This is a genomic window from Hymenobacter mucosus (genome assembly GCF_900188255.1).
Lineage (GTDB): Bacteria > Bacteroidota > Bacteroidia > Cytophagales > Hymenobacteraceae > Hymenobacter > Hymenobacter mucosus.
In genome coordinates this window covers 139795-159312 of sequence record NZ_FZNS01000005.1, presented here as the reverse complement: position 1 = coordinate 159312, position 19518 = coordinate 139795, and the positions used below count along the sequence as shown (strand labels likewise).

The 19518-nt window shown below is 57.9% G+C and carries 19 protein-coding genes; 11 read left to right on the top strand and 8 right to left on the bottom strand.

Translation table 11 applies throughout. The annotated features are described in order from the left end of the window. Nucleotides 1-4 precede the first annotated feature (4 nt). The gene (locus CHB83_RS13385; RefSeq protein ID WP_089333001.1) at nt 5-793 is read right to left on the bottom strand and encodes a DUF3050 domain-containing protein; all 789 of its coding nucleotides are present in this window, start codon (nt 791-793) and stop codon (nt 5-7) included. A gap of 182 nt (nt 794-975) precedes the next feature. Then, nucleotides 976-1551, bottom strand: coding sequence for a peptide-methionine (R)-S-oxide reductase MsrB (gene msrB / locus CHB83_RS13380; protein ID WP_045687384.1), 576 nt, complete (start codon nt 1549-1551; stop codon nt 976-978). A gap of 255 nt (nt 1552-1806) precedes the next feature. On the opposite strand from msrB, the gene typA reads away from it, so the two are divergent. Together typA and CHB83_RS13370 are read left to right on the top strand one after the other, a co-directional pair. Continuing rightward, nucleotides 1807-3615, top strand: coding sequence for a translational GTPase TypA (typA, locus tag CHB83_RS13375; protein ID WP_045687385.1), 1809 nt, complete (start codon nt 1807-1809; stop codon nt 3613-3615). Between the two features lie 78 nt (nt 3616-3693). Continuing rightward, complete coding sequence (locus CHB83_RS13370) at nt 3694-4245, top strand: HAD family hydrolase (protein ID WP_089333000.1); 552 nt, start codon at nt 3694-3696, stop codon at nt 4243-4245. 5 nt (nt 4246-4250) lie between these two features. On the opposite strand, the gene CHB83_RS13365 is transcribed toward CHB83_RS13370, so the two are convergent. The 5 genes from CHB83_RS13365 to CHB83_RS13345 all read right to left on the bottom strand — a co-directional run bounded on the left by CHB83_RS13365 (nt 4251) and on the right by CHB83_RS13345 (nt 8459). Continuing rightward, entirely contained in the window at nt 4251-5279 is a 1029-nt protein-coding gene (locus CHB83_RS13365) for a cytochrome d ubiquinol oxidase subunit II (protein WP_089332999.1), read from the bottom strand. Between the two features lie 84 nt (nt 5280-5363). Further along, complete coding sequence (locus tag CHB83_RS13360) at nt 5364-6695, bottom strand: cytochrome ubiquinol oxidase subunit I (protein WP_089332998.1); 1332 nt, start codon at nt 6693-6695, stop codon at nt 5364-5366. A 146-nt stretch (nt 6696-6841) separates the two neighbouring features. Then, on the bottom strand, nt 6842-7822 hold the full coding sequence (locus tag CHB83_RS13355; RefSeq protein ID WP_089332997.1) for a hypothetical protein: 981 nt from the start codon (nt 7820-7822) through the stop codon (nt 6842-6844). A 19-nt stretch (nt 7823-7841) separates the two neighbouring features. Further along, entirely contained in the window at nt 7842-8174 is a 333-nt protein-coding gene (locus CHB83_RS13350; protein WP_045687389.1) for a DMT family transporter, read from the bottom strand. Between the two features lie 3 nt (nt 8175-8177). After that, on the bottom strand, nt 8178-8459 hold the full coding sequence (locus tag CHB83_RS13345) for an acylphosphatase (protein WP_179225531.1): 282 nt from the start codon (nt 8457-8459) through the stop codon (nt 8178-8180). 144 nt (nt 8460-8603) lie between these two features. On the opposite strand from CHB83_RS13345, the gene CHB83_RS24215 reads away from it, so the two are divergent. Next, nucleotides 8604-8735 carry a hypothetical protein gene (locus CHB83_RS24215; protein WP_262490733.1) on the top strand — a complete coding sequence of 44 codons (132 nt, stop codon included), beginning with the start codon at nt 8604-8606 and terminating at the stop codon, nt 8733-8735. A 26-nt stretch (nt 8736-8761) separates the two neighbouring features. Further along, on the top strand, nt 8762-9496 hold the full coding sequence (locus CHB83_RS13340) for a YqjF family protein (RefSeq protein WP_179225530.1): 735 nt from the start codon (nt 8762-8764) through the stop codon (nt 9494-9496). Between the two features lie 21 nt (nt 9497-9517). Here the strand turns inward: CHB83_RS13340 and CHB83_RS13335 are convergent, their stop codons facing one another. Beyond that, nucleotides 9518-10324 carry a TrmH family RNA methyltransferase gene (locus tag CHB83_RS13335; protein ID WP_089332995.1) on the bottom strand — a complete coding sequence of 269 codons (807 nt, stop codon included), beginning with the start codon at nt 10322-10324 and terminating at the stop codon, nt 9518-9520. Between the two features lie 206 nt (nt 10325-10530). On the opposite strand from CHB83_RS13335, the gene CHB83_RS13330 reads away from it, so the two are divergent. The 7 genes from CHB83_RS13330 to CHB83_RS13300 all read left to right on the top strand — a co-directional run bounded on the left by CHB83_RS13330 (nt 10531) and on the right by CHB83_RS13300 (nt 19394). Beyond that, the gene (locus CHB83_RS13330; RefSeq protein ID WP_052694988.1) at nt 10531-12030 is read left to right on the top strand and encodes a sensor histidine kinase; all 1500 of its coding nucleotides are present in this window, start codon (nt 10531-10533) and stop codon (nt 12028-12030) included. A gap of 45 nt (nt 12031-12075) precedes the next feature. Next, nucleotides 12076-12486: a response regulator gene (locus CHB83_RS13325; RefSeq protein WP_045687392.1), complete on the top strand. Its 411-nt coding sequence runs from the start codon at nt 12076-12078 to the stop codon at nt 12484-12486. 80 nt (nt 12487-12566) lie between these two features. Further along, nucleotides 12567-16268 (top strand): DUF2339 domain-containing protein, encoded by a 3702-nt coding sequence (locus tag CHB83_RS13320; protein ID WP_089332993.1) that lies wholly within the window; start codon nt 12567-12569, stop codon nt 16266-16268. A 77-nt stretch (nt 16269-16345) separates the two neighbouring features. After that, nucleotides 16346-17317: a hypothetical protein gene (locus tag CHB83_RS13315; RefSeq protein WP_089332992.1), complete on the top strand. Its 972-nt coding sequence runs from the start codon at nt 16346-16348 to the stop codon at nt 17315-17317. A 115-nt stretch (nt 17318-17432) separates the two neighbouring features. Further along, nucleotides 17433-18173, top strand: a complete 741-nt coding sequence (locus CHB83_RS13310) for an endonuclease III domain-containing protein (RefSeq protein WP_089332991.1) — start codon at nt 17433-17435, stop codon at nt 18171-18173. Nucleotides 18174-18246: 73 nt separating this feature from the next. Continuing rightward, the gene (locus CHB83_RS13305) at nt 18247-18516 is read left to right on the top strand and encodes a DUF167 domain-containing protein (RefSeq protein WP_179225529.1); all 270 of its coding nucleotides are present in this window, start codon (nt 18247-18249) and stop codon (nt 18514-18516) included. A gap of 83 nt (nt 18517-18599) precedes the next feature. Beyond that, on the top strand, nt 18600-19394 hold the full coding sequence (locus tag CHB83_RS13300) for a ZIP family metal transporter (protein ID WP_045687396.1): 795 nt from the start codon (nt 18600-18602) through the stop codon (nt 19392-19394). Nucleotides 19395-19518 lie beyond the last annotated feature (124 nt).

The following is a 19518-nucleotide window of genomic DNA, read 5'->3' as shown; positions in this document are numbered from 1 at the left end:
ACCCTTATGCTTTGCTTAGATCTGCCCGGATGCCGTCCCACAGCGCCACGCGGGCCTGCATGCACCCTACGGCTACCTGCTGGCTCTCCTCCCACCGCTGGGCGTCGTCGCCACATAAGTCGCGCACCATTTGCTGAGCCAGGGGCGTATGCACTTCCTCGTCAAGCTGAATGTGGCGGTTGAGGTAGTACGTGAACGTATCGAGTTGGCCGGGGAAGCGCTGGTTGAGGTCATGCACAAGGTGACGGAACATATCAGGAATGACATCTTCCCGCCCGAATGTGAAAGCAGCAGCTACGGCGTGCGGTTTGCCAGAATCGATAATACGGAACGTATCGAGCACAAAGGCTTGCACCGAAGCCGGGGCGTTGGCCTGCGCCAGGGCATCGGCTACGGAAGCACCTTGCGCCAGGGCAGCTAGTAGCTGCTCAACGGGTGCGGTATCGGCGCCACACTCGTGCATGGAGCGCAGGTAAAGCTCAAAGTGGCTGGCTGGGTTTCCTTCGGGGTCTACGTCAGTTTCTTCTTCCAGCACAATATCGTTGATCAAACGACGCGTGGCCGGATTACCGCGTGGCACCCAAGGCACTTCTACGCACGTTAGCTCGCGTTGCAGGGCCTTCAAAAGTGACATAAAATCCCACACGGCAAACACGTGATGCTGCATAAATACGCGCAGGTCGTCCAAGGAATGCAACGACTTGTACACCTCGTGGGCTACCAGTTGCTGGCGGGCGGGTGCCAGTGCTTGCTGCAATTTGGCAATGGAATCAGAATGAACTTGAGTGGTCATAAGACAACGAAGGGAAAAATATACTGTGGAGCTTTTACTACCCCACAACAAACGCAACGGCCCGTTGGCTTGGATTGCCAGCGGGCCGCTACAAAATTACTCGTGTGCTAACACAGTGGGCGAAGCAAACACCGAGACTATTTCTCTAATGCGCTTCTGCGTAAGGCAAATAGGCGAGGCGGCTACTTCGTCTTCTCGAAAATCATTCCGTCGGAATCCATGCAGTAGCGCTGGCCGGTAGGCTTGGGACCATCATCGAAGACGTGGCCGAGGTGGCCGCCGCACTTGGCGCACACTAGTTCGTCGCGGCTCATGCCGTAGCTGTTGTCGGCCGTTACTTTCAGGCTAGCTTCCGTGGCGGGCGCCCAAAAGCTAGGCCAGCCAGTGCCCGACTCAAACTTGGTTTCTGAGGAGAACAGCAGGTTGTGGTCGGCGGCGCAGTAGTAGTTACCCTTTTCGTGGTTGTTGGCATACTTGTTCACGAAGGGGCGCTCCGTACCTTGCTGACGCAAGATGAAATACTGCGCGGGTGTAAGCTGTGCTTTCCACTGGGCATCGGTCTTGCGCACCGGAAATTCATCGGGCTTACCGGTTACAACTTTCGGCTTCGGATAGGCTTTACCGGCCGCCGAGCCGGCAGTTACCGGACGCGGAGAATCAGACAAGTCCATTTTCGCGTCGCGGGCGCTTTTTTTCTGCGAGCAAGCAGAGTTCAGCGTCAGCACGGATAACAGCACTAGCAAAAGAGAAGAACGCATGAGGCGGAAATAGAAAAAAGGGGAAACAGAACAGCGCCGCGCCGCTTGGGTGGGCTGCTACTACAACATACGCAGTCGAGCTACAGTTCGGTCTTACCCTGCTGAATAGCTATTTGGCTATGCTTTCGGGAACCTCAGCAACCCAATGAGTTGTATTGCTTCCCGCGCGCAGTTTCTTCCTCACTCAGTCACAATTGATTACTGCACGTTTTTGCGCTAAACATTCCGTACCTTTGCGCCCGGAAAAACCTTTGTATGCAGAACATTCGGAATATCGCCATCATTGCGCACGTTGACCACGGCAAAACCACGCTCGTGGACAAGATCATTCACGCCTCGAAGCTTTTCGACGAGCACCAACAGTTCGACGACCTGATCCTCGACAACAATGACTTGGAGCGTGAGCGGGGCATCACCATCGTCTCGAAGAACGTATCGGTACGTTATAAGGACGTTAAAATCAACATCATCGACACCCCTGGTCACGCCGACTTCGGCGGTGAGGTGGAGCGGGTACTGAAGATGGCCGACGGCGTATTGCTGCTTGTCGATGCCTTTGAAGGTGCCATGCCCCAAACTCGCTTCGTACTAGGTAAAGCCATCGACTTGGGCCTCAAGCCTATTGTGGTGGTAAACAAGGTAGACAAGGAAAACTGCCGCCCCGACGAGGTGCATGAGCAGGTATTCGACCTCATGTTCAACCTCGGGGCTAACGAAGACCAGCTGGACTTCGTGACCCTGTACGGCTCTTCCAAGCAGGGCTGGATGAGCACCGACTGGAAGGAAAAGACCGACAGCATCATTCCGCTGCTCGACGCTGTGGTGGCTTCTATCCCGCCCGCGCCCCAGTTGGATGGCACTCCTCAGATGCAGGTTACTTCCCTCGACTACTCTTCGTTCGTAGGTCGTATTGCCATCGGCCGTGTGCACCGCGGTACGCTGAAAGAAGGCGCCAACATGAGCCTGATTAAGCGTGACGGCACCATCAAGAAAGTAAAAATTAAAGAACTGCAGGTATTCGAAGGCTTGGGTAAAAACAAGGTTTCGGAAGTTAGCTCCGGCGAAATCTGTGCCGTAACCGGCATCGAAGGCTTTGACATCGGCGACACCCTTGCTGATGCTGAAAACCCCGAGGCACTGGCGACGATCAGCATCGACGAGCCAACGATGAACATGCTGTTCACCATCAACAACTCACCCTTCTTCGGTAAGGAAGGTAAGTTTGTGACTTCGCGTCACCTGCGTGACCGTCTGTTCAAGGAAACCGAGAAAAACCTGGCGCTGCGCGTGAAGGAAACCGACCGTGAAGATACCTTCCTGGTGTACGGCCGTGGTATTCTTCACTTGTCAGTGCTCATCGAGACCATGCGTCGCGAAGGCTTTGAGTTGCAGGTAGGCCAGCCCCAGGTTCTGTTCCGTGAGGATGAAGATGGGAACCGCCTGGAGCCCATCGAGCACTTGGTAGTAGACGTACCGGAGGAAACTGCTGGTAAGGTTATCGAACTGGTGACCATGCGCAAAGGCGAGTTGACTATCATGGAGCCGAAGGGCGACTTGCAGCACTTGGAGTTCAACATTCCTGCTCGTGGCCTGATTGGCCTGCGCAACAACGTGCTGACGGCTACCGCTGGTGAGGCTATCATGAACCACCGCTTCTCGGCCTACGAGCCGTACAAAGGTGTAATTCCGGGCCGTATCTCTGGTTCGCTGATTTCGATGGAAACGGGTCCCGGCACCGCGTACACCATCGACAAGATGCAAGACCGTGGCGAGTTTTTCGTGGATCCAGGTGAAGAAGTGTACGCTGGCCAGGTTATCGGCGAGCATACCCGCCCGAACGACTTGACCATCAACATCCAAAAAGGCAAGAAGCTCACGAACATGCGTGCTTCGGGCTCGGATGAAAACGTGAAAATCGTTCCTAAGCGTCAGTTCTCCCTAGAAGAAGCCATGGAATACATCCAGAAGGATGAGTACCTGGAAGTAACCCCAAAATCGGTGCGGATGCGTAAGATTCTGCTCGACGAGAACGAGCGTTTGCGCTCAGCTAAGAAAGTAGACTAGTCTTTCACAGCTAGCCTGAAAAAAGGGGAATGGCCAACTGGCTGTTCCCCTTTTTCTTTATCCGGCCTTACCTAACTCATGCTGCCCCTACCCCGCTTATTACTAGTCCTGGATCTGGATGAAACCTTGCTGCATGCCTCTCCTACCCCATTAGGCCGCGAACCAGACATGCGCTTCGAGGAGTACTTTGTGTACAAGCGGCCCATGGTGGAAGCCTTTCTGGCGGAAGCAGTAGCCCTGTTCGACGTGGCCGTATGGTCATCGGCAGATGATACCTATGTGCAGGATATGGTACGCCAACTTGCGCCAACCGTTCCATTTGCCTTCGTGTGGGGACGCAGCCGCTGCACCTACCGGCACAACTTGGAGCTAGACACTTACTGCTGGGAAAAGCAGTTGCAGAAGCTGCGCAAAAAAGGCTACTCGCTAGATCGGGTCCTCATTGTGGATGACACGTCGGAAAAGTCACGCACCAACTACGGTAATGCCGTGCACATCCCACCTTTTGAAGGGCAGGAAGAGGACAAAGTGCTTGCACAACTGCTCACGTATTTGCGGCCGTTTGCACACGTGCATCATGTGCGCCGAGTGGAAAAGCGCGACTGGCTGCGGCGCCTATCAGCCGGCTAAAAGCGCTACACGCTAGCGGTTTCCGCTTTCTCCTCGGCTTCGTGCTGGAAGCTATAGTAGAGATAGTAAAGAGCTGGCAGAATAAAGATACTCCCCAGCAACAAAGCCCAACCCAGCGCATTCATAGTGGCCTGGGGAGCTTGGTCATTCAGCAGTGAAAGATTGGGCGCGTGTTGCAACACTATGAAATCGGGGAAGTGCTGGTAGCTGATAGCCAACAGAATCATTGTCACCTGGAAGCCGGCCATCAGGCGGGGCAATATAGTTTGGCCCTGGTTGATAGCATAGGCTAGCACGCCTAGTGAAAGAGTAGCCAGTACTACGGCTACAGTACCAACCACATTACCGAAAATCCACTGCCAAAGCGGAATATTTTCCACTTTGGCGGCTAAGAAGACAAGGCCCCCCGCTGCAAAGGCAATCAGGGTCATGGTGCGGGTTTTGCGAATGAAGTAGCGCTTATCTTCCTCATTCGTAGTTTCGCCGATGCTGTACACACTGGCAAGGTAACCGCAGAGTGCCACGGTGAAAATGCCTACCGCCACGGCAAACCAGTGCAGCCAACTATACACGTAGGCGGCCAAGAAGTCGGTGGCTGCGGGGTTGATGTAGCCAGCCAGCACGCTAGCTGCAATAACGCCCAAAAAGAAGGGCGTGATGGCGCTGGAAAGAGCAAAAATGCGGTTGTATAGCACCTGCATCTGGTCCTTTACCGCGTCGTAGTGCCGAAATACGAAGGCGGTGCCACGAGCAATAATGCCCAGTAGCATAACGAGCAGTGGAATGTGCAGATACACCGACATGACGCTGTAGATGCGTGGAAAGCCCACAAATAGAATCACTACCGCAATGATGAGCCACATATGATTGGCCTCCCAAATAGGCCCAATGGCGTGGGACATGGTTTGGCGAGCAGCGCGGCGGTTTTTACTGCGCGTGAACAGTTCCATAATGCCGGCCCCGAAGTCGGCCCCACCTAGTAGCAAGTAGAGCAGAATAGCCAGGCAGAGGTAGGTAATTACAACGTATTGCATGGGAAAAGGCCTTCGTACGGGAGGTTTCATTTCTAGGCTAGGCACCACCTAAGCTTCCAGCCTTGGGGCTAGTCCTGTGCTGGGCTACGCGGCTACCAGTTGCTGGGCCGGGCGGTCGTAGAGCTCGGGCACCATCTTGATTTGGCGGTAGAGCAGGAAGATAACCACGAGGCTCAGCGACACATACACGGCCGAAAACAAGTAGAACGAGTAGGCAATACCGGGCATGGGGGTTACAGCGTCGGCGGTGCGCATGATGCCGTACAGAATCCAAGGCTGGCGACCTACCTCGGTGACGGTCCAGCCGGCTTCTACTGCAATGAAGCCAGCCGGAATAGCCGCCACAAAGAGCTTGAGGAACCAACTGCTACGAAGCCAACGCTTTTGGCGCCACAACGCCACAAAGTATAGAAAGGACAGCCCCATCATAAACATGCCTAGTCCTACCATCGTCTGGAACGCAAGGTGGGGTACCAGCACGGGTGGCTGGTTGGCAGCTGGTATGCGGTCGAGGCCAGTTACTTCCTGCTCAAAGTTGCCGTGGGCCAGGAAGCTAAGCATGCCCGGAATCTTAATGGCGTAGTCCACCTTCTTGCCTTCCTCGTCGGGCAACCCACCTAAAACAAGGGAGGCCGATTTTTCCGTTTTAAAGTGGGCTTCCATAGCAGCTAGCTTGGCTGGTTGGCGCTTAGCCACATCCTTGGCCGAAAAGTCGCCACTAAGGGGCTGGAGCACCGCGGCTACCGTTGCAAAAATGGCTGCAATGCGGAAAGCCCGGGTGTGGAAGTGCACGTTTTTGTGCTTCAAAATCATGAGTGCGTGCACGCCAGCCACCGCAAAACCCGTAGCTGCGAAGGCTGCCAACGACATGTGAAGCGCCTGAGAAAGCCAGGCGTTGTTGAACATGGCCCGCATAGGGTCAATATTCAGGTACTGCCCATTCACGTAGTCGAAGCCAGCGGGGCTGTTCATCCAGGCGTTGGCTGCTACCACCAGAATGCCCGAAGCTAGCCCACTGACCCCCACAATGACGCCCGTAAACCAATGAAACCACGGATTGAACCGCCCCCAACCATACAGGAAAAAGCCCAAGGCAATGGCTTCGATAAAGAAAGCAGTGCCCTCCAATGAAAACGGCATCCCGAAGATAGGGCCGGCGTGTTCCATGAACTTGGGCCAGAGCAAGCCCAACTCAAACGAGAGCACCGTGCCTGATACGGCCCCGGTTGCAAAGAAAATAGCCACGCCCTTGCTCCAGGCCTTGGTTAGGTTCCTGTAGTTCTCGTCGCCGCTGCGCAACCACTGGAAGTGCGAAACGGCCATGAAGAACGGCATCACCATGCCGATACACGAGAAGATAATGTGGAAGCCCAGCGACAACGCCATTTGGGAGCGGGCGGCAAAGAAATCGTCCATAGCACGAACACCTAACGCGTGAAGCCGCCCCAACCGGAGCGGCAGAAAGCCAGAGAGGCCGCGTGGCGCGTCAGCTACGGCAGCAGCCCACCTGATACAACACCCGAAAGTAGTGGCGGTTTGCTATGGTTGGCTGTAGTATCCTGTCAATTTTTGAACCCGGTGACGCCTAGTTGCTGCCGCAGTACAGAATCGGGGCGCGTGTGGCGCTGCCAATAGTCGGACTGAAGTGTATGGGTGCGGGTAGCTCGCGTGGTAAGTTGCTGATCTTTCCCGTATGTGTGGTTACCAAGCTGCATTTGCCCGCTGTAGGTGTCTTCCCAGCCCGCAATCAGGTAAGGAAACTGGTCTTCGAAGACAATGGTAAGCGCACGCCGGGCATCAGGATATAGGAGCGTGTAGGCTAGCAGCGGTGTACCAGGCTGGGCGGGCTTGAACGCCGCCCCATGGTACGGAGCAAGCGTAGCCGTGGCTTTTTCTACTCCCAGCGGCCGATGGCGCAGCCGCGCCGCCACCGTACCCGGAATAATGCGCAGCGGCCCCAATGGAAGTGCCCGCGGGGTAAGCCGAATCCGCGCCCACAACTCATCCTCCAGCACCACCGCTTCCAGCGTCCGGCTTTCGTCGGCCTCTTGCTGAAAGTAGGAGTGTGCCTCCAGTTGGTAGCGTGCACCGCGTAGGTTCAGCTGGCTATACGTCTGCCCGCACCATTCCTGCACCGAGGTTACTACCTTGAGGGTGCGCGGAAACTGCTGTACCGCTACGGGGGTAAACACAGACGTAGCGAGGGAGTAGTCGTAGATGCCCGTCGTGAAGCGCCGCACTTGGTTCATCTTCAGCACCGAAGTAGGTTGCTCAGTGCTTGAGCCACCTTCAAATTTTACTTGCTGCTGAGGCAAGAAATCCTCGGTTACAAATACCAGCACGGCTTCGCCAGGGTGCAAGTCGTCGTAACGGTTTTGGGTGAGCTGGTAGCGGCTGAGCTCTGCTTTTCCCGCGTACCAATAGCGCTGAAACTCTGCTGAGACAGGCTTGGGAGAAACGGTAGTGGGCTGCTCCGGCGCGGCCGAACAAGCAAGCAGGAGAAAAACGGCAGCCCCAGCCACCAAAATGCGCACAGCAGGCATGAGAGATGTAGCGGCTTGGTTAGTGAGAAGCTGTTTTAGAAAAGACCTGGATAACCACAATACCGCTCAGAATGAGCAGCAGCCCAAGTATAGCAGGGGCATCTGGCACTTGCTTGTATAGCACCACGCCTACCAGCGTAATCAGTAAGATACCTACCCCCGACCAGATGGCGTAGGCAATACCCACGGGAATTACCTTAATGGTCAAGCTCATGCAGTAGAATGCTACCCCGTAGCCGATAACGACGATGACACTAGGCCACAGCCGCGTAAAACCCTCGGAAGCTTTGAGGGCGGAGGTAGCAATAGTTTCTGACACAATAGCTAGCAGCAGAATAAGCCAGTTTTTCATGGCCTACTTTCCTCGTTGTACGGCGAACTCGCGGTAGCCCTGCACCTCACCCGCCCGAACAACTACCTTCTCTACGCGGGCCGCAGGCGGGCCCTGCTGGCACCACGCTTCCAGCGCATCCAGGGCTTCGGCAGACCCCTCCGCCTCAATACTTACGGTGCCATCCTCGTTGTTGCGTACGGTGCCCGTAAGTCCAAGACGACTGGCTTCCTGCTGGGTACTTTGGCGGTAGAAAACGCCTTGCACGCGGCCGTGCACCTGAAGAGTTCGGTGTTCGATGGACATGAAAAAGCAGTTTGATGGTTGGTAATAGGTACGAAGGTAGGCCGCGGGCGGGCCCATTGCTTCGTATAACTTGCTCGGGCGGTTTTCAGTTAGGTGCACCTATCCATATGCTTGCTTACGCTGCTTTCTTCAGTTCATCACGTCATGTGCTACCTGCTCCACCGCTGCCTGTCCGATGGCAACGTGCAAATGCATGCCACTGCCCGCAACGGCCGCCTGCCCTGGCACGAAGAGCATGCTGGGCAGCGCCGCTGGCTTTTCATTTTAGCTAGCTAATGGAGCGCTGGCGTTGTTTCTGTTCTATGTCTTCTTCCCGCCCTTCTGGCCTACCCTTGCTGCACCAGCGCTGGAGCCAGCTACTGTTTGCTCACTGGCCCGTGGCGCCCAGCTTGCTCCGGCCCTACCTCCCACCCCGGCTTGCGCTTGATGTGTTTGCAGGCCAAGCATGGCTAGGCGTGGTACCGTTTTCCATGAGTGGCGTGCGCCCGCCCGGCCTGCCTACCGTGCCGGGGCTGCGCACCTTGCACGAGCTAAACGTGCGCACCTACGCCTGCCTCGATGGTGTTCCGGGCGTGTGGTTTCTATCGTTGGATGCCGACAGCTTTCTGGCCGTGGAGCTGGCTCGTGCCCTCTTCCACCTGCCGTACTTGCACGCTCGTATGCAGTTTACCCAGCAGGACGGCACCCTGCACTTTGCTAGCACGCGCACGCATCGGCACATGCCTCCCGCTACGTTTGCCGCTAGCTGGACGCCCGGTGCGGCCCTTCCCCAGGCTCAGCCTGGCTCCTTGGAGTACTTTCTCACTGAGCGCTACCACCTGTACACCGCCGGTCCCACACTACCACAAGCTATACAGAGCCCGCATTTGTGGCGCGGTACGCTTTGGCACGAGCCCTGGCAGCTGCGCCAGGCCACCTTACATACGTGGGAGTCTACCCTCGTTGAAAGCCATGGGCTGCCTACGCCGCAGGGGCAGCCACACCTGCTGGCCGCCGAGCCGGTAGATGTTCGAGTGTTGGGGCTCCGGCGGGTGTAGCAGCTGTTTTATCTGCGCTTTCTAAGCTTCGCGCTGGCGCACGGCCTCAAAGGTCAGGATAGCCGTAGCGGTGCTCACGTTAAGCGAGTCGATGGCCCCGCGCATAGGAATGATAATGGTCTGGTCGCAGGCCTGGAGTAGGGCAGGCGTAAGGCCGTCGGCTTCGGTGCCCATCACCAGGGCTGTGGGGCCGCGAAAGTCGCAGGTAGTGTACGGAACGGCGTGCTCGGTGAGGGCCGCCGCGTAGGTACGAATGCCGTGGTGGCGGCACCAGGCCAGCAACTCGTCGCGGGTGGTGGCAATGGTCGGCACCGTAAATGAGCACCCAATGCTGCTCCGAATAGCGTTGGGATTAAATAAGTCGGTACGCGGGTCGCAGACTATGACGGCAGTAGCCTGCGCGGCATCGGCAGTCCGCAAGATGGCGCCCAGGTTTCCGGGCTTCTCCACCGCTTCCAGCACCAGCAGCAGCGGGGCCGCGGGCAAGGGCAGTGCATCCAGTGTACGCTTTGGGGGCTGGGCCAACGCCAATACCCCATCGGACCCTTCGCGGTAGGCTACTTTCTCGAATACGGCCTTCGATACCTCAAACCACTCCGTAGTGCCGCGCCCAAATAAGTCGCGCAGCTGCTGCTGACGCTCGGCCCCGGCTAGCTCGGCGCACACAAAAAGCGCCGGAACCACTACGCCCGCGCCGTGCGCAATGGTCAACTCCCGCAGCCCCTCTATGATAGTGAGTCCTTGGGCCCGCCGCTCTGAGGACTTTTGCTGGAGCTTGAGCAGGTTTTTGATACGCGGATTTTGGGGGCTGGTAATGAGGTCGGGCATGGGGAAAAACCGGGCGGGGGCAACTCCGGCAGCGCGAAGATACGGCAGCTACTCCGATGCGCCCCCAGGAACTTGCAGCCCCACACAGGCTACGCCGGGCAGACAAAAGCAACCGGAGGCAAAGTACCGCAACTGTGGAGCCCAACCCGTACTCTTGCATTCGCGTAGGCGCCCTGCCTGCCCTCTGTTCAGCCACGCTTTTCCTGATGCGGTTACAACTCAACACCAAAATTATTCTGGGCTTCAGTATTGCGCTACTCGTGCTGCTGCTCACTTCCATTGCCGCCTACCGTAGCATTCAGCAGCTTAGCTTCTATACACGCCAAGTAGAGCACACCTACCAGGTTATTCAGCACACTTCGGAGCTGCGCACCAAAGTGCGCGACGCCCAGGCTTCCGTGCGGGGCTACCTGCTGCTGAATGATTCAACCTTCCTGCCCACTTACCTTGAGGCAGTAGAAGCGTGGCATACCGACTTTGATGCCCTGCAGATTCTACTGCGTGACAACCCCGAGCAGCTTGACCGCCTAGATACGCTACGGCGGATAGTAGCAAGCGAGAAGGTGCTGCTGGAGAAGTGGCGCCAAGTGCCCCCTTCCCCCTACGCTGCCCGCGACCTGACCCGCGCCGACCGCTCAGTATTGCGGACGCTACGTGCCGTCGTTCTGCGCATTCGGAACACCGAGAATACCTTGCTGGAGGGCCGGGCCAAAAATCAGGATTTCTACGAAAACACCACCCCACTGGCCATTGTCGTATCGGCGGTGCTGGCCATACTCATTGTGCTGTGGCTGTTCACCAAGATCAGCCAGGAGCTGCGGGCCAACCAAGCGCTGCAATTGGAGCTGGCCAATACCAACGCGGCCGTTTCGCACCGCATTCACATCATTGAGGAGCTAGCCAACAAAGTGGTACAGGGCGACTACACGGTTAAGATCAGTGACCAGGAGCAGGACAGCTTAGGCAACTTAAGCTCTTCCCTCAACCGCATGACCCAAACCTTGGACGAAAGCTTTGCGGCGCTGGAAAAGCGCAACCAGGAGCTCGACCAGTTTGCCTACGTGGCCTCCCACGACTTGAAGGCTCCGCTGCGGGGCGTGGTTACGGTGATGAAGTGGATTGAGGACGAGTTGCCGCACGAACTCAGTGACCAGATGCGCCAATACTTGGAGATGATGAAGGGCCGCCTGCATCGGCTGGAAGACCTCATCAACGGGCTGCTGGCCTACGCCCGCGCCGGCCGCACCCAGCGCCAGGTAGAGGAAGTCAATGTGCAGCAACTGGTAGCCGAAGTGAAGGAACTAGTGGTGCCGGTTGGCTTTCAGGTGCTCACGCCCGAGCCCCTGCCCACGCTGATTGCCGACCGCCTGAGCCTGCAACAGGTATTCACCAACCTGATGGGCAACGCGGCCAAGTATCATCACCAGGCTGCGGGCACCATCACCGTCACCAGCCGCGATGTGGGCCAGTGCTACGAGTTTCGGGTGCAGGACGACGGGCCCGGCATTGCGCCGCAGTTTCACGAGAAAATTTTCCTGATGTTCCAGACCCTACGCGACCGGCACACGGCCGAGAGTACGGGCATTGGCCTTAGCATCGTCAAAAAAATAATTGATGAGCAAAAAGGCACTATTCACGTAGAATCGACGGAAGGCGACGGTGCAGCATTTATCTTCACGTGGCCAAAAGAAGTAGCCAGTTCCTAGCGGCACTACCCTAGCACTACTTTCTTCCGCAAATACCCCTCCCCTATGCGCTCAGTACTGCTCGTCGAAGACGATTTCTTTGATACCATGACGGCCAAGAAGGCCTTCGAAAAGTTTAACGTACCTCACACCCTACACACGGCCTTCAACGGTCTGGAAGCCTTAGACCTGCTGCTGGGCCGTAATGGTGCGGAGCCCATCCGGCCCCTGCCCGAGGTAATTTTGCTGGACCTGAACATGCCCAAAATGAATGGGCATGAATTTCTGGCCGAGCTGCGAGGAACGGCGGAGCTTAGCGACATTCCGGTGTTTATTACCACTACCTCCAGCATGGATGTGGACCGTCTGAACACGCAAAACTTGGGGGTGAGCGGCTACATCCTCAAGCCCCTGGATTTTGAGAGCAGCCCCGACATGGTAGACAGCATGAACTTGCTGGAAAAGCTGCTGAAGTAGCCGAAGCCAACAGCACAATTTTAAACCTGCGAAGTTTCCTTATAGGGATGCTCCGCAGGTTTTTTTGCTATTTGGGAGTCATGGATATTGCGTTGTTTATATTAATTATCGTTGCGGGCGTCGGCTACATGTATTACAGCCGTTTTCAGCAGCAGCTTGACGATTTGCGCCGCGACTTACGCAAGCGCGACGACACCCAGGCGCAGCTAGAAAGGCGGCTTCAGCTACTAGAAGAAACCCTCCGCCACACTACTCTCCCAGCAGCGGCCTCACCACTGCCCAAGCCACCACTGGTAGTGGCTACTAGCCCGGCGGCCCCACCAGCCCCAGCCCCGCCAGTGACGGCGCCTCCCCCCGTTGTGGCACCGCCCATAGTGCCAGCAGTACCGGTACTACCTCCTGCTCCGCGCCCGGCTGCTCCTACTCCGGTTCCGGCGCCAGTAGCCGCGCCCCTTGCTGCTGCGGCACCACCCGTGGTAGTGCCTGAGGTGGCCCGGCACCTTGCTCCGCCCGTGGCAATTCCACCAGTGGTAGCACCCAAGCCACCCATGCCAGCCGGCCCTACGTGGTGGGACCGGGTCGAGCGTTTGTTACTTGAGAACTGGACCGGTATTCTGGGAGCCGTAGTACTCGTGACAGGGGTAGGATTTCTGGGCATATACACCGCCTTGCGGCTCGCCCCGGTTTACCGCTTCCTGCTGATTACTAGCTTGGCGGTCGCGCTCCTGGGCTCTCGGGTGTACTTGCGGCGTTTTGCATTTGCCGAAAAACTAAGTGTGTGGCTGCAAAGCAGCGCGGCGGCTATTTTCCTGTTTGCTTGCGTGGGTTCTGTCAGTATTGCAGGGCTCCGCTGGGCCGAGCCACCCCTCGACTACCTGCTGCTGTTTGCGGGCGTAGCCCTCAACCTTTACCTTGCCTGGACGGCCAGCCGCGAGTCAGTAGCCACGCTGCACGGGGTGTTGAGCTTGGTGTCGCTGGCGGTGCTGCCACCCACAGTTATTACCCTGGCCGCCGCTACTGGCGTCACGGTGTTCAGCATCAGCATTACGTACCGCGAGCGGTGGAAATATCAGTTGCTCCTCACGCTGGTGAGCTTTTTCTGCTTCCACCTCTACTGGCACGCCCAAGTCGTAGCACTCAGCCCGGCGTTGCGCTTGGTGGCCATGGGCTTGGTGCTGCTGGTAGGTGTTGCCGCCGCCCTTGTGCAGTATCGGCGCATTTACGCACAGGCAGGCTTCGTGCCTTTGCTGTTTGTAGCGCACCTACTCAACTGGACTTTCCTAGGTATTAACCTGTACTTATATAGCACTGGCTCGCGCTGGAAAACTATTCCGCTGGGCTTAGGAGCCATTGCTACCTTCTTCGTGGCCCGTCATGCCCGCCGCCTTGGTATCCGCTGGCTCTTCCGCACCGACACCCTGATTTCGCTGGCCCTGGCGTTGGCTACGGCCCTGTCCTTGCAGGGCTGGCAGGCATCGGGCAGCGTGATGTTGCTATTTGTGCTCCTAGAAATGATGGTGGTAGCCGTGGTGATGGCCCGCGAAAACGAGCCAGTAGTCTTCCAGGTAGCGTCTATTGGCTTGCTCCTGACCGCAGCCGGACAGATTCTGCTGAACGCGGCACTAGTTTCTACCTACACCCCCGCAGAACTCTACCGTCACGTGGGTGTGCTACTGCTCTCCGCAGGGCTAGTTACGGCGTACTTCCGCTGGCTTGGTACTCGCCCACGGCCTACCGGTGAGGAAGCAGATGTTACCTTATCCGGATTTGCGAGCGAGGTATTGAATACTACAGGCGTGGCGGGCAGCCTGCTGGCTGCTGGCGCAGCCGGGCTGCTTTCCTATGCCCTGCACCAGTGGCCCCAGCCTCCGATTACAGCACTGTTAGTAGCCTCCACCCTTGTAGGAGCAGGACTATTGGGGCTGGCAGCATGGGTTCGGCCCGTGGCTGGCTGGCTGGCGCGCGTGCACATAGGCACGGGTCAATTAGTACTGCTGCTTACTATCATGGGGCTGCACCAAGCTGGTATGAACTGGCCTAGTGTAGGACTAATCTTGTATCTGGAACTGCTGGTAGCAGCGGCCGTGCTGGGCTGGAAGCAAGAACGACTGTTGCTCCGCCTCCACGTGCAGGCCATTCTGCTCGGGACTTTGGTGCTGCCTATTGTGGTGCATGAGTCTACCAGAAGCGCACTTCCTACCTGGCACCGCGCAACGGTGCTGCTCGTTGCCGCCTTCACTACGTTGGTATGGCAGCTAGTGGCAGCGCGCCGCTTTCCGGCTTTCGATGAGCTGCCCGTAGGCCCCACGTACAAAGTGCGCCTAGTAGGTGCGTCGGTAGGGTGGCTGCTGCTTACTAGCTGCGCCTACTACTACTCGCACGCGTGGCTGGGCTGGGCGGCGGCCCCAGTGCTGGCAGGGCTGCTTGTACTCCGGCGCTATGTAGCAGCACCCGGCGTATGGGCGGGAGCTATGCTAGCAACTTTGGGGCTTACAGCTATGCAGTGGAGCGTAGCCTTCGATATACACCGCCCCAACGCCTTGCAAGGAGTGCTGGCCCTGCGCTACCTAGTCCCTCTGGTAGCCGTAGCCGCAGTAGGTTTGCGGGTGAGCTGGGTAGCGGCCCAAAGCCGCTATGTCCGCTGGCCGTGGCTGTACTTACTGGGCGCCCAACTGCTGGTGCTCACTTCACTACTCCCTGGCCCGGCGCACTACTATTTCCTGACGATGCTCTTATGGTTAGGTCTAGCAGGCGTGGCCTGTATAGCGGCCATAGGATTCCGGCATTCCTCCCCCACCGAGGCAGAAGTTGCGCGCCAGGGCTACCCCGACCGCTATTTGCTGCACTTAGGATACGCTTTCTTGGGGTTGGCTTTGTGTGTGCACGTAGGATGCATTATGCCGGCAACGGGCACGGCGGCGGGCATCCCAGAGCACCGTCTTTCGGCCCTAGCCATGTTGGTGGCCTTGGCGGGCGTGGCGGCATTGCGGCCGCCCATGGGGCTACCGCAGTACCGCTCGTGGCGGGTGCTGCATCCGTGGCTGCCCGAAGCAGCCTTGGGCCTCTGGACGCTCACCCTGTTGCAGGAGTTGCGGGGCCCCTGGTACGGGCCGTTCTTGCTACTCACGGCCTTCCTGCTCACGTGTGGTGCTCGTCATTTACCCGAGCGGGTACGCCGCATGTGGGCTTACGGCCGCCTCTATTATTGGCTAGCAGCAGGAGCGGCCGCTATAGCTGCCCTGAGGCACTTATCGCCCGCCGCTATTCTCACGCTAGACTGGTGGGCCGTGGCGCTTACCGCAGTAGGAATGTTTGGCTACGCCGCCCTAACGCTGGTACCCAGCCAGTTGGTGCCGCCCAGCCTGCCGCCCGCTGCTGGGTGGCTGCGGCCTCTCACTCATATTGCTCCCAAAGCCCTACTGAGTGCGCTCCTATACCCGGCATTTGTGGTGCTGTCCCTGCTGCTCATCCAGTCCTTCGACCGGTCCGTGCTTACGGTTTTGCTCACGCTGGAATGCGTGGCGGTATTTGGGACCAGCATTGCACTACGGCGGCGCGATATGCGTTATGTAGCCCTGGCAGGTGTGCTGGTATGTTTGGTACGGCTCGTATTTTTCGACCTCAGCCAACGCGATACGTTCACCCGCGCCCTGGTATTCATTTTCATGGGACTGCTCTTACTGGGTATGAACGGGTTATACTCGCGCTTCAAAGCTCGCTTTGAGGCCGCCGACATCCCCGACTCACTAGTGCCGCCCGCCGCTGACCCGCCAGTAGCCTAGGCTTGGCGGCTTCTTCTTCACCTAATTTCCACTCGGCACCGGCCCTATTCCGGCATACGTTCTTATCTACACCTCTTATGCAGCTCCGCTCCTTTCTGATGGCCGTGCTCTGCACGCTTGCTGTTCCGGGTTTGGCCCAACAGACGCCTCGCCAGCTCAACACCCTGCCAGGCGCTCCTGTCCCTACCACGCCCCCACCGGCTACTACTCCTGCTCCCAGCCCAACGCCCGAAACGCCGGTATCCGTGGCGCCGGCTCCCGCCGATACTACCCGCCGGACGGTTCAGACTGCTCCCCGCACCATTGCCGAACCACCCGCCGTATCAGAAGCAGAGCGCCGGCAGCGGCAAGCGGTGCTTCCCCCGGCCAATACCACCCGGTTTGCAGTGGGCTTGAAATCGGGGCAGGTGATGCGCGCCTATGACGTGGAAATAAAGCAGCCCGTATTTGGTCGCACGTTTTTGCTGCTCGATGGGCAGCAGCGTTTTGAAATGGACCAGGTACGCTACTACGAAGATGAAACAGGATTTTATGTGCGCACTACCCTACCGGGCCGCAGCAAGCGCGAGACCACGCTGCGCCGCGACCGGGTGGGTCGTATTAGCCTCTATTCCATCACCAGCCAGCAGTACGTAAACAACCCCTATGGCTACAGCCCCTACGGCTACGGGCGCTACGGTGGGTTTGGTGGCTTCCCGTACGGCGGCTACCGCACCGTGAAAACGGAGTACTTCAGCAAAGACAACGGCCCCATCGAAAACATGACCATCCGCAACTTGCAGCTGGCCGTGTCCGACAACCCTGGCAGCAGCCAGCTACTCAGCAACGCCCGCCGCTACCAAACGCTCACGACCCTGAGCTACGTAGGCGCCGGTGGCCTTTTGCTGGCGGGGGTCCTGTCTAGCTTCAGCACCAGCTCCAACAATGGCTTCAATATCTCCCCGCTGATGTACGCCGCTATTCCGCTGGCTATTGTACCCTTGGTTATTGGTGGCAAACAGCAAAACAGCGTCAAGCAGGCCATCATGCTCTACAACCGAGGTCAGTAATTTCTGATACCCTCCCAATGTTGCCCTTTTCAGTCCCACCTGGCCGCCGCGCCGGGTGGGATTTCTTTTTGCGCCAACCTCAACCTAGAGGCCAGGGCTGCGCGTAAGCGCTAAGGTGAAGCCTGCCCTCTCCCCCGACACACTAGCCCAGCGCCGCGACCTGGCCTTATGGGCGCATGAGCGGCTGTGCGCCGAATATGGTGCGCCCTTTCCTTTTTTCAGCACGAAAGACCCGCTTAGTGAGCTGATCAGTTCCTTGCTTTCTCACCGCACCCGCAACCAAGACTCGCACCGGGCCTACCAGCAGTTGCGGGCTCGATTTCCTACCTGGGACCAAGTGCGCGATGCCCCTACGGCCGAAGTAGAAGAAGCCATCAGTCCCTGCACGTGGCCCGAGCAAAAAGCGCCCCGCCTGCAGCACATCTTGCGCGAAGTAGGCCAGCGCTGCGGCGGCCCCTGCGACCTAGAGTTTCTGGCCGACTTACCCATTCCGGAGGCGCGGGCGTGGCTAGAGCAACTGCCCGGCGTGGGTCCTAAAACCAGTGCCGCCGTGCTACTTTTCAGCACCCTACGTCGCCCGGCCATGCCCGTCGATAGTCATCATCACCGGGTGGCGCAACGCCTAGGACTGATTGGGCCGAAGGTGGGCACGGAGGCTGCGCATGCGCTACTGGACGCCTTGCTCCCCCCGGATTGGGACGCCCAACAGGTGTACGACCACCACGAAGCCCTAATGTTTCATGGCCAAAAATGCTGTTACTTCCACACCCCCGCTTGTGGACGTTGCGTGGTAGCGGCCCGTTGCCCCTTCGGGCAGGCCCGCCTGGGTACGGCGGCCCAACTGACACTCCTGTAACTTTGCTGGCGCGCGAGCCCGCTTCGTTTTCTGCGGGCAGGGCCGATGGTCTTCCATATCACTCCTTCTTTCGGTGCCTGTTCTGCATCTCAAAGCCAAGCCTAATGCCCGCACCACTCAGTTAGTGGTTGGGCCAGATGGCAGCATAACCGTACGCCTCAAAGCCCCCGCCCACGATGGTAAGGCCAATGCCTGCCTCCTAGCCTACCTGGCGGAGGTATTTGGCGTGTCGAAATCCAGCGTTACGCTGCTCAGCGGGCATACCGCGCCTTTCAAGAAGGTGGAAATTACGGACCTCACCGAGCAAGCCTTTCAGGCGGCTTTGCAGCCTTTTCGCCAGTAGTCCGTATCGGGTAGCACGTGGCATTTTTGCTCGTTTGACCTGTTCCTACCGGCTGCTTAGCCGCCTCTTTTTCCCCTCTTCCGATGCTATTTCCTACCTGGGCCGTTGCTGGCTTCTGGGGCCTGGTTTCTGGCTCCGCTCTGCTGCTGGGTGCAGCAGCTGGCTACTTTCTGAACGTACCGCAACGCCTCATTGCCGCTATCATGGCGTTTGGCAGTGGGGTGCTTATCTCCACTCTTTCTCTGGAACTGATGGAGGAAGCCTACGAAAAAGGTGGCTTCGACTCCACTGGGCTCGGCTTTGTGGGCGGTGCGGCGGCCTACACCTTCGCCAATTGGCTATTAGCGCGCTACGGTGCCAAGCACCGCAAACGCTCTGGGCACCAGCAACACGCTGAGCGCACTGCGGTACAGCAGGGCCAAAACCCCGGCAACAAAAGCGGGGCCGATAACGGCATGGCTCTGGCCATTGGCGCACTGCTTGATGGTATTCCCGAAAGCATTGTGATTGGGCTAAGTATGCTGGCAGGCGGGACGGTAAGCATGGTGGCCGTAGTAGCCATTTTTCTGAGCAACCTGCCGGAAGGACTATCCAGCGCGGCGGGTATGAAAAAGGCTGGACGTACTCCCCAGTACGTGTTGCTACTATGGGCCGGTATTGCCGTCATTTCGGGTCTGTCTTCCCTACTTGGCTACACGGTGTTCAGTGGGTTCTCTGCCGATGTAGTAGCGGCCACTACTGCCGTATCGGCCGGGGCCGTGCTGGCCATGATTGCCGACACAATGATTCCTGAGGCGTTTGAGGTGGCACACAATTTCACCGGCCTCATTACCGTGCTTGGGTTCTTAGTATCCTTCGTACTTAGCAAAATGGGCTAGGAAGCTACACGCCCGTAATTAAGCAGGAATTGGTACTTGCAGGTTTGAGCAGTTAGCCAAACTTCCTCATCTTCACACGCAACTAGAAAGGCCGCTGGTAGTACTACCAGCGGCCTTTTACATA